The sequence below is a fragment of the Flavobacterium sp. N1736 genome, from assembly GCF_025947065.1.
Taxonomy (GTDB): Bacteria; Bacteroidota; Bacteroidia; order Flavobacteriales; family Flavobacteriaceae; genus Flavobacterium.
In genome coordinates this window covers 4,795,682-4,809,834 of record NZ_CP109994.1, presented here as the reverse complement: position 1 = coordinate 4,809,834, position 14,153 = coordinate 4,795,682, and the positions used below count along the sequence as shown (strand labels likewise).

Annotated in this window: 12 protein-coding genes; all 12 read right to left on the bottom strand. The window is 34.9% G+C overall.

Annotated features, from left to right (window positions below):
- Nucleotides 1-82: 82 nt before the first annotated feature.
- The gene (ftsA, locus tag OLM54_RS20420) at nucleotides 83-1,510 is read right to left on the bottom strand and encodes a cell division protein FtsA (RefSeq protein ID WP_264536375.1); all 1,428 of its coding nucleotides are present in this window, start codon (nucleotides 1,508-1,510) and stop codon (nucleotides 83-85) included.
- Between the two features lie 6 nt (nucleotides 1,511-1,516).
- Nucleotides 1,517-2,239 carry a cell division protein FtsQ/DivIB gene (locus OLM54_RS20415; RefSeq protein WP_264536374.1) on the bottom strand — a complete coding sequence of 241 codons (723 nt, stop codon included), beginning with the start codon at nucleotides 2,237-2,239 and terminating at the stop codon, nucleotides 1,517-1,519.
- Nucleotides 2,226-3,575 (bottom strand): UDP-N-acetylmuramate--L-alanine ligase, encoded by a 1,350-nt coding sequence (murC, locus tag OLM54_RS20410; RefSeq protein WP_264536373.1) that lies wholly within the window; start codon nucleotides 3,573-3,575, stop codon nucleotides 2,226-2,228. Before murC ends, OLM54_RS20415 begins: the two co-directional genes overlap by 14 nt.
- Nucleotides 3,576-3,730: 155 nt before the next feature.
- Nucleotides 3,731-4,816 (bottom strand): undecaprenyldiphospho-muramoylpentapeptide beta-N-acetylglucosaminyltransferase, encoded by a 1,086-nt coding sequence (murG, locus tag OLM54_RS20405; RefSeq protein WP_264536372.1) that lies wholly within the window; start codon nucleotides 4,814-4,816, stop codon nucleotides 3,731-3,733.
- A 43-nt stretch (nucleotides 4,817-4,859) separates the two neighbouring features.
- Complete coding sequence (locus OLM54_RS20400) at nucleotides 4,860-6,179, bottom strand: FtsW/RodA/SpoVE family cell cycle protein (protein ID WP_264536371.1); 1,320 nt, start codon at nucleotides 6,177-6,179, stop codon at nucleotides 4,860-4,862.
- A gap of 85 nt (nucleotides 6,180-6,264) precedes the next feature.
- Nucleotides 6,265-7,596, bottom strand: coding sequence for a UDP-N-acetylmuramoyl-L-alanine--D-glutamate ligase (gene murD / locus OLM54_RS20395; RefSeq protein WP_264536370.1), 1,332 nt, complete (start codon nucleotides 7,594-7,596; stop codon nucleotides 6,265-6,267).
- Nucleotides 7,597-8,829 (bottom strand): phospho-N-acetylmuramoyl-pentapeptide-transferase, encoded by a 1,233-nt coding sequence (mraY, locus tag OLM54_RS20390; protein WP_264536369.1) that lies wholly within the window; start codon nucleotides 8,827-8,829, stop codon nucleotides 7,597-7,599.
- A gap of 98 nt (nucleotides 8,830-8,927) precedes the next feature.
- Complete coding sequence (locus tag OLM54_RS20385; protein WP_264536368.1) at nucleotides 8,928-10,391, bottom strand: UDP-N-acetylmuramoyl-L-alanyl-D-glutamate--2,6-diaminopimelate ligase; 1,464 nt, start codon at nucleotides 10,389-10,391, stop codon at nucleotides 8,928-8,930.
- Nucleotides 10,388-12,400 (bottom strand): penicillin-binding protein, encoded by a 2,013-nt coding sequence (locus OLM54_RS20380; RefSeq protein ID WP_264536367.1) that lies wholly within the window; start codon nucleotides 12,398-12,400, stop codon nucleotides 10,388-10,390. The genes OLM54_RS20385 and OLM54_RS20380 overlap by 4 nt, the downstream gene beginning before the upstream one ends.
- Nucleotides 12,391-12,738 carry an FtsL-like putative cell division protein gene (locus tag OLM54_RS20375; RefSeq protein WP_264536366.1) on the bottom strand — a complete coding sequence of 116 codons (348 nt, stop codon included), beginning with the start codon at nucleotides 12,736-12,738 and terminating at the stop codon, nucleotides 12,391-12,393. Before OLM54_RS20375 ends, OLM54_RS20380 begins: the two co-directional genes overlap by 10 nt.
- A 12-nt stretch (nucleotides 12,739-12,750) precedes the next feature.
- Nucleotides 12,751-13,659, bottom strand: coding sequence for a 16S rRNA (cytosine(1402)-N(4))-methyltransferase RsmH (gene rsmH / locus OLM54_RS20370; protein WP_264536365.1), 909 nt, complete (start codon nucleotides 13,657-13,659; stop codon nucleotides 12,751-12,753).
- A complete protein-coding gene (locus OLM54_RS20365; RefSeq protein WP_264536364.1) occupies nucleotides 13,634-14,107 on the bottom strand; it encodes a division/cell wall cluster transcriptional repressor MraZ in 474 nt (157 codons plus the stop codon). Before OLM54_RS20365 ends, rsmH begins: the two co-directional genes overlap by 26 nt.
- Nucleotides 14,108-14,153 lie beyond the last annotated feature (46 nt).

The following is a 14,153-nucleotide window of genomic DNA, read 5'->3' as shown; positions in this document are numbered from 1 at the left end:
TTTTGGTTTTGAAATTCTTATTAAATACATTTTTTACTTCTTGACTTGGGGCAAAAAGTAATCCTTTTCGTTTATTATTATTTTATTCTGCGTTGTCTAAAAATTCTTTGATTTTATCGACATATGTATCAAAAAATGATTTTCTGATTTTTGTTTCGGTAGATTCATCTTTTGAAGGCCTCTTATTTCCAACTTGTTTTGGCGGTTCAAAAGTTTCTTCTCTTTCAACGTAGTTTTCTTCAACTTCGTATTCCAGCGGTTTTACCGGTAGTTGTGGCTTAGTCGGAGGAGTTCTGTAAACCACTTTTGGCTGTTCGTTAACCAACTCCATTCTAACAGCACTTTGCGTACTGTTTTCGATGCTGTTCATGACCAAACCAACTGCGGTTGCAAACAACGGGCTGGAAATTTCTTCGCTTGAATTTCCTGCTAAATGCTCATTTGGATATCCAATTCTGGTATCCATACCTGTAATATACTCTACTAATTGTTTGATATGTTTTAACTCAGCTCCACCACCTGTCAGAACAATTCCTGCGATCAGTTTTTTACGCGGATCCTCGTGTCCGTAAGCCTTAATTTCGGCAAAAACCTGTTCTATAATTTCTACTACACGAGCATGAATAATTTTAGATAAGTTTTTAAGCGAAATTTCTTTTGGCTCTCTTCCTCTTAATCCCGGAATAGAAACAATCTCGTTATCTTTATTTTCTCCCGGCCAGGCTGATCCAAATTTAATTTTTAAAAGTTCTGCCTGTTTTTCAATTATTGAACATCCTTCTTTAATATCTTCTGTAATTACATTTCCTCCAAAAGGAATTACAGCAGTATGACGAATAATTCCATCTTTAAAAATGGCCAGATCTGTTGTTCCGCCACCAATATCGATAAGCGCAACACCGGCTTCTTTTTCTTCCTGACTAAGAACTGCATCTGCCGAAGCCAATGGCTCTAATGTCAATCCGGATAATTCAATTCCTGAACTCTGAATACATCTTCCCACATTTCTGATCGATGATGCCTGCCCAACAACTACGTGAAAACTAGATTCTAATCTTCCACCGTACATTCCAATTGGTTCTTTGATCTCCGATTGTCCGTCGATTTTAAATTCCTGCGGTAAAACGTGAATAATTTCTTCTCCCGGCAACATCGCAAGTTTATTAACCTGATCAATCAAAAGCTGAATATCATTTTCGCCAATTACTTCTTCCGGATTACTGCGGCTGATGTAATCTGTATGCTGTATACTTCTAATGTGTTGTCCGGCAATACCCACAACAACATCTTTAATTTTATATCCTGAATTATTTTCTGCTTCTAAAATAGCCTGTTGAATTGATTGGATAGTTTGCGTAATGTTGTTTACAACACCTCTCGCAACACCCAAACTTTTGGACTTACCAATTCCCAAAATTTCCAACTTGCCATACTCGTTCTTCTTGCCTATCATGGCAACTATCTTGGTTGTTCCAATATCTAGACCTACTGCAATGTTATCTTTTTCCATTTTCTATTATTTTGTGCAAACTACTTGTTCTGTAAACCTCAGGTCAATCTTATTGTATTTATATAACGAACTATCTAAAACTGCTTTTTGAAAAAAGGCTTTGTAGTTTCTAAATTTCTTATCAACATTCATCGTTCTGCCAAAATCGATGAAGTAATCATAATTTCTATTAAACATTTTTAGGCTGCCATTAGGCATAATTTGGATTGCAATGATGTTTTTTTTCAAAAACGCATCGTCATAAATTGTGCGAAATAGGGCGGCTAAATCTTCGTTATTTTTTTTATTTATTGCTCCTGAAACAAGAGGAACACGCGCTGTAAAATTGTCTGATAAAGGCATTTTATTTCCCTCATAGTCAATATAAAAAGAGTTCTCACCATCATAAACTCTTGCTATTGGTGTCTTCTGTTTTACTATCGCTTTTAGAACGCCGTCGATACTTACAAATACATCCGATTTCTCGATCATGTCTTGCGTATCAAGGGTTTTTTCTATCTTATTCAAATCTACTTCATCTTTTCGGATACTGGAAGCGTCCTTTTTATTTTCTATTAACAATTTATTAACCGCCTCAGGCTTTACAAACAGCGTGTTTTCTCCTACAAAAACAACCATAGATTTCTTCAGTTTTCTATCTCCGTTTCGATGCTGCGCGAACGAATACAAAAAAAGTACAAGCCCAAAAATGAGAAGCAATCTTATATTTGTCCAGTTAAATATTTTCATTGAGCATTTTTTTAATTGACGGAACCATTTCTCCAATATCACCAGCTCCAATTGTTACAATTATTGGCGCATCACTGGCTTTGATTTGCGCTAATAAATCATTTTTGGCAACAATTTTTTTGTTCGAATTTGTCATTTTTTCCAACAGCCATTCTGATGTAATCCCTTCCATCGGTAATTCGCGTGCCGGATAAATATCCATCAAAAACACTTCATCAAATTGAGATAAACTCGCTGCAAAACCATCTGCAAAATCTCTTGTTCTGCTAAATAAATGCGGTTGAAAAATGGCCAAAACTTTACGATTTGGATACAATTCCCTAACTGCTTGATGCACAGCGTTTATTTCTGTTGGATGATGTGCATAATCATCTATATAAACTAAATTTTCAGACTTAATCTGGTACGAAAATCTTCGTCTTATTCCGTTGAATGAAGCGATAGCTTTTGCAATGGAGTCGGTCGGGGTGCCGAACGTTTTAGCCATTGCAATAGCCATCAATCCATTCATTAAATTGTGTTTTCCGGGCAATCCAAAACGCAGGTCTTTCATAATTTCTGATGGCGTCTGCACATCAAAAACATAACTTCCGTTTTCTATTCTAACATTAAAAGCCTTATATACAGCATCTTCATTTATAGCACATTGCACTCCTTCAAGAGGCAATTCTTTAGTTATAAACAGATTATTTTTATTTTCAACTTTCGAAGCAAATTCTACAAACGAAGCTTCAATTGCTTCACTCGTTCCGTAAATATCAAGATGATCCGCATCCATCGATGTTATACAGGCAATATTTGGATGCAAGTGCAAAAATGATCTGTCAAATTCATCGGCTTCTACAACAGTTACGGTTTTTCCGTTTCCAATTAAATTCGAGTCGTAATTCTCTACAATTCCACCCACAAAAGCCGTTACATCAGCGCCGCTTTCATATAAAATATGCCCTAAAATACTTGATGTCGTTGTTTTTCCGTGTGTTCCGGCAACAGCAAAACTGAAAGTATCTTTCGTGATAAGTCCCAAAACTTCGGCACGTTTTTTAATCTCGTAATTTCTTTCGATGAAATAATTCCACTCAGAATGTGTTTTAGGCACCGCCGGGGTAAAAATCACTAATGTATTCTCTACAAAATAATCATTTGGAATTAAACTAATATTATCCTCGAAATGAATATCAATACCGCTTTCAATTAATTCACTTGTTAGCATTGACGGCGTTTTATCGTAGCCTGAAACCTGTTTTCCAATATATTTGAAATAACGGGCCAGAGCACTCATTCCGATGCCTCCAATGCCAATAAAATAAACGTTTTGTATTTGATTTAAATTCATTTCAATTTTAATTTTGAGCTATTTACAAGTCACTTTATTTTGTTAAAAAACTAGTAATTAAGCCTTTGTAATTTTCTTATTTTAATAACTCAAAACGCTTAAAAATAGCGTTCTAAATTTTTTATTTTGTTCTATAATTTTATTAAAAAGTTATATTATAACAACTTTTTAATTTCTTCAACAATCAATTTTGTCGCATTTGGTTTAGCAAGTTTTTTAATATTTTCGCTCAATTGATTTTGCTTTCCGTAATCTTTCAATAAAGCTTCAAAAACAATACTAAACTGACTTTCCAATTCTGATTCTTTCAGTAAAACCGCTCCTTTTGCATCTACAATTGCCTGTGCATTTTTTGTCTGATGATCTTCCGCTACATTTGGTGACGGAATAAAAATTACCGGTTTCCCCACAATACATAATTCCGAAACTGATGATGCGCCCGCACGGGAAATAATAATATCTGCCGCAGCGTAAACAAAATCCATTCTTTCAATAAAATCAACCACTCTTACATGTTGCTGCTGATGTTTTTTATAATCTTCAAAGTATAATTTTCCGCATTGCCAGATAATCTGAACATCCTGAGAAAGTATATTATGCAATTCCTTTTCAATTAACTGATTGACTCTTCTGGCACCTAAACTTCCGCCTAAAATCAATAATGTTTTTTTATTTGCATCTAAACCGTAAAAAGCGATTGCTTCATCTCTTTTACTGTCGATATCGATCAAATCCTGACGAACCGGATTTCCTGTAAGAACCATTTTTTCTTTTGGAAAAAAACGCTCTAAATTCTCGTATGCCACACAAATAGCACTTGCTTTTTTACTCAGCAGTTTATTCGTAATTCCCGGAAATGAATTTTGTTCCTGAATTACTGTAGGAATTCCTGCTCCTCCCGCCGCCTGTAATAATGGTCCGCTGGCAAAACCTCCGGTTCCTATTACTACATTGGGTTTAAATTGTCTGATGATTCTTCTTGACTCTAACAAACTTGTTGCCAATTTTAGAGGAAACATCAAATTCTGCAACGTTAATTTTCTTTGTAAACCCGCAATCCAAAGACCTTTTATTTCGTAACCTGCCTGAGGCACTTTTTGCATTTCCATTTTATCTTTGGCACCCACAAAAAGAAATTCAGCATCAGGAAACTGTAATTTTAACTCATTTGCAATTGCAATTGCAGGATAAATATGTCCTCCAGTTCCGCCACCGCTTAATATGAATTTATAATTTGTCATATTTTTAAAAGTTATTCTCCTTAAAAAATTATTCTCTTTTAATCTATTTGTTTAAAACTGCATTCATCGGGTTTCTTGATTTGTCTTCGATAGAATACATTGGTTCTCCTTCGTAGATTTCTTCTCTTTCATCAACCGGCAAATCTTCTTCCGCCAGTTCTTTATCAATTAATCTTTGAAGCGCTTCTTTTCTTCTTTCTTTTTCCAGTTGTTCCTCAACAATTTCTTCGTCTTTTTTAGTAACGCTAATGATAATTCCGAGAGAAAAACACGTCATCCAGATCGAACTACCACCGCTGCTTATCAACGGAAGCGTTTGCCCCGTTACCGGCAATAATTCTACTGCAACCGCCATATTAATCATCGCCTGAAATATCATTGGAAAACCGAGTCCGACGACGACTAATTTTCCAAATAATGTTGTCGCTTTATGCGAAGCAATTACAAATCGGAATAAAAGCAATAAATATAAAACCAAGATTGAAACTCCCCCCACAAGACCATATTCTTCAACAATAATGGCATAAATAAAATCCGAAGATGATTGTGGCAAAAAGTTTTTCTGAACACTTTTCCCGGGACCTAATCCGCCCAATCTTCCCGAAGCAATGGCAATTTTTGCTTTTTCAATTTGATAATCATCTTCATCAGGTTTATCTGTGGTGAAGTTCGCAATACGACTTTCCCAAGTTGAAACCCTGCTAAAAAATCTTGATTCGGGAAATGCTTTGGCAACCAATAAAAAGAACGCCAGCATTGCAATTCCTGAACCAATAATAAAACCAATATATTTTAATGGATATTTACCAATAAATGTCAGCATCATAACCATTGAAAAAATCAACGCTGTTGTCGAAAAGTTCGCCGGTAAAATAAGTGCAAGCGTAATAAAAACCGGAATCCAAAGCTGTACAAATGAGGTTTGAAAAGGCTCATTTTCTTCTTTGGTTTTTGATAAATATCTTGCCACATAAATAAACAAAACAATAGAAGCCAAAGTCGAAGTTTGAAACGTAATCCCAATAAACGGAACCTGAATCCAACGACTTGCATTTGCTCCTGCAATAACAGTTCCTTTCAACAAGGTATAAAGCAATAAAATCCAAACCACAGGCAAAGCAATTTTTGAAATAGCCCTGAAATAATGATACGGAACTTTATGTACCCAATAAATAATCATGAAACCAATACAAATATGTGCCAAATGTTTTACCAGATAACCCAATGTATTTCCCGTTCCGTGACCTATATACGCCAAATTACTACTCGCACTAAAAACAGGCATAAACGAAAACAGCGCCAATAAAGCCACGAATGACCATATTACTCTGTCTCCTTTTAATTTGTTAACCAGTTCTTTCATAATCTTTTGTTTCAGGTTTTTCTTTGTTTCAGGTTTCAGGTTTCTCCTAGCGTGAAACCTGAAACATGAAACTTTAAACTATTTTCTATAAATTGTGTACCGCTTGCTTAAATTGCTTTCCACGATCTTCGTAGTTTTCGAATAAATCGAAACTTGCGCAGGCTGGAGATAACAAAACAGCGTCACCTTTTTCTGTTAATCTTTGTGCCGTTTTTACTGCATCGTTCATGTTGTTTACTTCAACCATAATGTCTACAACATTTCCGAAAGCATTGATGATTTTTTGATTATCAATTCCTAAACAAATAATTGCTTTTACTTTTTCGCGAACCAATGACATCAATTCATTATAATCGTTTCCTTTATCAACACCACCAACAATCCAAACAGTTGGTACATTCATACTGTCTAAAGCAAAGAAAGTAGCGTTTACATTTGTTGCTTTTGAATCGTTGATATATTGTACATTCTGAATTTTCAATACTTTTTCTAAACGGTGCTCAACACCTTGAAAATTTGATAAACTTTCGCGAATTGTTGCATTTCTAATTTGCATCAATTTTGCTACAGAGCTTGCTGCCATTGCATTTTTCATATTATGTTTTCCTTCTAACGCAATGTATTCTGTTTCCATTGTAAACTCTTCTTGGTTGATCTTTATTTCCATTTTGTTGTTATTTATAGAAGCTCCTTCGTCAAAACTTTTTGTCAGTGAAAAAGGAATTAATTTTGCTTTTGTTTTGTTATTTTTTAACCATTCTGTAATTGCTTCATCGTCTGCATCGTAAATCAAATAATCGCTTTCAGTCTGGTTCATTGTAATTCGAAATTTCGAATTGATATAATTTTGATATTTATATTCGTATCGATCTAAATGATCAGGACTAATATTGGTAATTATGGCAATATCCGGCCTGTAATCTATAATTCCGTCGAGTTGAAAACTGCTTAACTCAAGAACGTATGCATCGTATTTATTTTCGGCTACCTGCCAGGCAAAACTCTTTCCTATGTTTCCTCCCAATCCTATATTCAAACCTGCCGATTTCAACAAATGATGTGTTAACATTGTTGTGGTAGTTTTACCGTTGCTGCCTGTAATTCCAATTGTTAAAGCTTCGGTAAACGGTTTTGCAAATTCAATTTCTGAAATCACTTTTACTCCCGCCGCAATAAGTTTTTTTACTATAGGAGATTTTTCAGGAATCCCCGGACTTTTCATGACGACATCGGCATTCAAAATCAGGTCTTCGGTATGCTGTTCTTCCTCCCAAGCAATTCCATTAATAATAAGAACTTCTTTATAGCTTTCCTTTATCTTTCCAAAATCAGATACAAAGACTTCGTATCCTTGTTTTTTTCCGAGAATAGCCGTTCCAACGCCACTTTCTCCTCCTCCCAAAACTACCAATCTCATCTATCTTAATTTTAATGTTACTATTGATAATATGGCTAACATGATGGCAACAATCCAGAAACGGGTTACAATTTTACTTTCATGATAGCCCTTTTTCTGATAATGATGATGCAAAGGCGACATCAGGAAAATTCTTCGGCCTTCGCCAAAACGTTTCTTTGTATATTTAAAATAAGCTACCTGAATAATTACAGAAGCACTTTCTGCAAGGAAAATTCCGCAGAATAAAACGATCAATATTTCTTTACGAACTGCAATGGCTAAAACTGCTATGATTCCGCCAATCGTCAAACTTCCGGTATCTCCCATAAACACAGATGCGGGAAAGGAATTATACCAGAGAAATCCAATTAAAGCACCCACAAAGGCAGATATAAAAACCGTCATTTCTCCCGAATTGGGTATGTACATTATATTGAGGTAATTCGAAAAAATAATATTACCTGAAACAAACGTGAATATTCCGAGTGCGAGAACCGATATTGCCGAGGTTCCTGCGGCGAGTCCGTCAATTCCATCCGTTAAATTAGCTCCGTTTGAAACTGCTGTAATGATGAAAATTACAACCGGAATAAAGATCAGCCAAGCCCATTTTTCATATCCGTCTCCTAAAAACGATAAAACTTCAGCATAATCAAACTCATTATTTTTTACAAAAGGAATTGTCGTTGCTGTCGATTTTTCTTCTACCGGAGCAGGCAATACAACAGTTGTATTATTATTTGCTCTCAATAAATCTGTTCTGACATTATCTGTTCTTATCGTAACAGCAGGATTAAAGTATAAAACCGTACCCACAATAAGTCCTAAACCAACCTGACCAATAACTTTAAAAATACCTTTAAGCCCTTGTTTATCTTTTTTGAATATTTTAATATAATCATCCACAAAACCAATTGTTCCCATCCAAAGTGTAGTTACAATAAGCAATACGATGTAAATATTTTGCAAACGAGCAAACAATAAAACCGGAACCAACGTAGCAAAAATGATAATCAGTCCACCCATTGTTGGCGTTCCTGCTTTTTCATTTTGACCTGCAAGACCAAGCTCACGAACTGTTTCACCAACTTGTTGCTTACGCAGAAAATTGATAACCCGTTTTCCATAAATCGTTGATAAAAGCAGCGAAAGCATAAATGCCAAAGCTGATCTAAAAGTGATGTACTGAAAAACTCCAGCCCCTGGCATGTCTAATGTTTTTCTCAAATATTCAAATAAATAGTATAGCATATATCGTGGTTTATTTGGTAAATCGTTTATTTGTTTATTCGTTAGTTTGATTTAATAATTATTCGATTAAACGAATAATCAATTAACCGGTTAAACTTTTATTTTCTTAGTTGATCTAATATTTCTTTTATAATTTCCATATCGTCAAAATGATGGCGAACACCATTTATTTCCTGATACGTTTCGTGTCCTTTTCCGGCAATTAATATAATATCGTTAGGCTGAGCCAATTGACAAGCGGTTTTAATGGCTTGTTTTCTATCGGTAATTCTCAGCATTTTTTTATAATTCTGTGGTTCAACACCTTTTTCCATTTCGTCCAAAATCACTTCAGGATCTTCGTTTCTTGGATTATCAGATGTTAAGATGGCTTTATCGCTCAAATCTGCTGCGATTTTAGCCATAATTGGTCTTTTTGTTTTGTCCCTGTTTCCGCCGCAGCCCACAACTGTAATCAATTGCTCGTTTTTAGTGCGGATATCAGCAATCGTTTTTAACACATTATCTAATGCATCCGGCGTGTGTGCATAATCTACAATCGCTGTAATATTTCCTTCTGAAACGATATACTGAAAACGTCCCGAAACACTTTCTAAATCAGACAATAAACGCAAAGCTTCCAGACTATCTATTCCTAATTCTACCGCAGTTCCGTAAATTGCCAAAACATTATAAGCATTAAAAGTCCCAATTAGTTTTACCCAAACTTCATTGTCGTTTACCTTTAATAATAAACCTGATAATTGACTTTCTAAAATTTGAGCTTTAAAATCGGCGTATGTTTTTAAGGCGTATGTGCGTTTTCTTGCCACTGTATTTTGCAGCATAACAGTTCCGTTTTTATCATCGATATTTGATAAAGCAAAAGCCGTTTTTGGCAATGAATCAAAAAATGATTTTTTAACATCTCTGTATTCTGCAAAAGTTGGATGATAATCTAAATGATCGTGCGAAAGATTGGTAAAAATCCCTCCAACAAAATGCAATGCTTCTGTACGTTTTTGGTGAATTCCGTGTGAACTCACTTCCATAAAGCAATGTGTAACGCCAGCCTCAATCATTTCATTTAAATAATGATTAATGGTGATCGAATCCGGAGTTGTATGTGTTGCATTATATTCGGTTTCATTCACCATGATTTTTACGGTTGATAATAAACCAACTTTAAATCCTGCTTTTTGAAACAATTGAAACAATAATGACGCAATTGTTGTTTTTCCGTTTGTACCGGTTACGCCAACTAATTTTAATTTTTCAGAAGGATTTCCAAAATAATTAGCCGCCATAAAAGCCAATGCCGTATTGGTATCGTTTACTTTTATATACGTGATTCCTTTAGCAGGATTTTCTGGTAAAGTATCACAAATAACAGCAACTGCACCTAACTGAATTGCTTTTTCGATATAATCATGACCATTAGAAAGTGATCCGCGAATGGCTATAAAAACATCATTCTCTTCAATTTTTCTTGAATCAAAATCAATTTTGTTTATAGCAATTTCTGTCGAACCTGTTACAGACTCAATTGCTACCTTATATAATATGTCTTTCAGTATTTTCACGATAATTCTAATACTATAGTTGTGTTTTTACTAATATTTTGTCCAGCCTGCAAAGACTGTTTTTTAACTTTTCCTACCCCGTTTACTTTTACTTTTAAACCTAAGTTTTCCAGTAAAGCAATAGCATCCATTCCCGGCATTCCTTTTAAATCAGGAACTTGGTTTGATTTTTTATTGGCTTCAACCACATAATATTTATCATAACTTAAATCCTGCTTTGGAACTCTTGAATCCAGTTTTTTAATTTTATTTGTTGATGGGGCATCTGTAAATATCTTTTGGGCAATTCTTTTAAAAACAGGTCCTGCAACATCGGCTCCATAATAATTATTCTTAGATGTATTTGGTTTGTGAACCACTACAATACAAGAATATTTAGGATGATCTGCCGGAAAATATCCTACGAAAGAAGATGCATAATACAATGCTGATTTTCCTTCTTTTCCTCCATAATTTACCTGAGCCGTTCCCGTTTTTCCTGCCATCGAAAAATCTTTCGAATACAATTTAGAACCCGTTCCTTTTTTTACCACATTAAGCAAAACTGCTTTTATTTTAGCGATCGTTTCCTGCGAACATACTTTTGGATTGATCACTTCAACATCAAACTTTTTGATGGTTTTGTTCCATTCTTTTATTTCAGAAACAAATTGAGGTTTCACCATTACTCCGTTATTCGCTACCGAATTATAAAAAGCCAGTGTTTGCATTGGAGTAACCGAAACTCCGTAACCAAATGCCATCCACGGAAGTGAAACTCCTGACCAATGTTTGTCTCCGGGCTGTGGAATATATGGTCTTCCTTCTCCTTTAAAATGTAATCCTAATGTCTTATTTAATCCGTATCCATTAATATGGTCTACAAACTTTTTCGCATTATTTTTGTAATTATCATAAACCGCCTGAACCATTACTGTATTTGACGAAAGTTCGAATCCGCGGGCTAATGAAACTTTTCCGTAACCTCCTTTGTGCGAATCTCGAACGGTTCTGCCATAATATTTAATTTCTCCGGCTTTACTATCATAAACCGTACTTGTATCTGCTACTTTATCTTCTAAAATCGCCATTAAATCAACTAGTTTAAAAGTCGATCCCGGTTCCTGAGATTCTGCAATAGCGTAATTTGTGGTTTCGTAATATGATCCGTCTTCTGCTCTTCCTAAATTCGAAATCGCTTTCACATGACCTGTTTCTGTTTCCATAACCACCACACAACCGTGATCTGCTTCATAATCTTCCAACTGTTTCAACAAAGCGTGATGCGCGATATCCTGAATAAAAACATCAATTGTCGAGATTACGTCATAACCATCTATAGGATCAACTTCGTTTAAATCGCGAATTGGCTTCCACTGTCCTTTTGCAATTTTTTGTTTTAGAATTTTACCGTCTTTCCCGTTCAGGTAATTTTTAAAAGCCCATTCAATTCCTTTTCCAACTTCAACTCCGGTTGCAGGATCAATTCGGTCGTAACCAATTGTTCTTTCAGCAATTTTTCCTATCGGATGTTTCCTCACAGTTTCCTGTTCAATGATAATTCCGCCTTTAAACGGACCTAAATTGAACAACGGAAAACCTTTTATTTTTACATATTCCGTATAACTTAAATTGCGTCCTATTAAATAATAGCGATTTTTGTTTTCTCTGGCTTTTCTTAATTCTTTTTCATAAAAACCTCCCGGTCTGTCCAAAACGGTTGCTAATGAATCTGATAATGCTTTTACGTGTTTTTCAAAAGTTTCTGTTTTTGGCGCTTTTGCATCAAATCTAATTTCATAATTAGGTATTGATGTTGCCAGTAAACTTCCGTCTGCTGAATATATATTTCCTTTATTTGCCGGAATTACAAAATTCTTAATCGTACGCTGTTTCGCCAGTTTTCTGTAATAATCTCCTTCAACCCATTGAATATTGGTTAACTTAACAACAATAGCAATTGCCATCACGAAGATGAAAACTGCTACGAGGTAAATTCTGTAGGATATATGTTTATCGTCTACTGCCATATTCTTTTAAAGAAATTTTTTTCTTCTTCTTTTTTAACTTCTATTTTCACCGGAGGAACTGTTGATGGAAAAATTTGCTTTTCGAGCATTTTATCCGATATCGTTGACTCCATTTTTAATTTCATTAATTCTGATCTTCTGTCTACAAATTCTGATCGCAATTCTTTTACTTCATTATTCAGTTTTGCAATTTCAAAAACCTTTTGTTCGTATCGCTGTGTATTGGCAATCATTATTATGGCAAGCAAAATAAGAAAAACAATAAATCGCCAGTTTTTCACCGCGTCATCGTTTATTAGAAACCTTGCTTTTAATATGCTAAATACTCCGCCTTTCATTTTATACCTTAATTATATCTTTTCAGCAATTCTTAATTTTGCACTTCTTGCTCTGTTGTTAATTTTAATTTCAGCATCATCAGGAACAATTAATTTTCCGATGGTTTTAAACGGAACTGAAAAATTTCCGTAAAAATCACGTTCCGGCTCACCTTCAAACATTCCGTTTTTAATAAATCTTTTTACCAATCTGTCCTCTAATGAATGGTATGAGATTACTGAAAATCGTCCACCCGGATTTAAAATTTCTAATGACTGCTCAATAAATTCTTTCAGAACATCCATTTCCTGATTTACCTCAATTCGAATCGCCTGATAAATCTGAGCCAATATTTTATTTCGAACTCTTTCCGGTAAATATTTTGCGAGAACATCTTTTAATTCGTCTGTTGTTTTAATTGGGCGATGTTCTCTTGCTTCTACAATTGTTCTTGCCAAAACGGGTGCATTTTTCAACTCTCCATAATCAAAAAAAACACGACGTAAATCCTGTTCTTCATATTCATTAACCACACGGTAAGCATTTAAATCATTTTTCTGACTCATCCGCATATCGAGTTCGGCATCAAATCTTGTCGAGAAACCTCGCTCCGGAACATCAAACTGATGTGATGAAACACCTAAATCTGCCAAAATTCCATCTACACTTTTTACTCCGTGAAAACGTAAAAATCTTTTTATAAATCTAAAGTTCTCATTAATTAAAGTAAACCTTTCATCCGGCAACGCATTTGCAAGCGCATCTTCATCCTGATCAAAAGCAAACAACTTTCCGTTTGGTCCCAATTGTTTCAAAATTTCTTTTGAATGACCTCCGCCACCAAACGTTACATCTACATATATTCCGTCAGGTTTAATATTTAAACCATCAACTGTAGGATGAAGTAAAACCGGATTATGATATTCCATTGTCGTCGTCATTAATATTTCCCATTACTTCTTCGGCTAAATCTGCAAAATCCATATCTTCGCCGCTTATTGATTTTTCATATAAATCCTTATCCCAAATCTCCACAATATTAACAGCAGATGAAAAAACCACATCTTTCGAAATATTTGAAAATGCAACCAAATCCTTTGGAACCAATAATCTTCCTAATGCATCAATCTCTACTACTTTAACTCCGGCAGTAAATCTTCGAATAAAATCATTGTTCTTCTTTACAAAGCGATTCAATTTGTTGATTTTTTGCATCATCAAATCCCACTCTTCCATCGGATACAGTTCTAAACACGGCTGAAAAACAGAGCGCTTCAAAACGAAACCGCTTTGAAGAGAGGATGCCAACTGCTTTTTTAAAGGTGCAGGCATTAATAGCCTCCCTTTAGCATCGACTTTACACTCGTATGTTCCTACAATTGTGTTCAAGAAAAATTCATTAACATGTTATACAGCAAAAATATAAAAAATATTA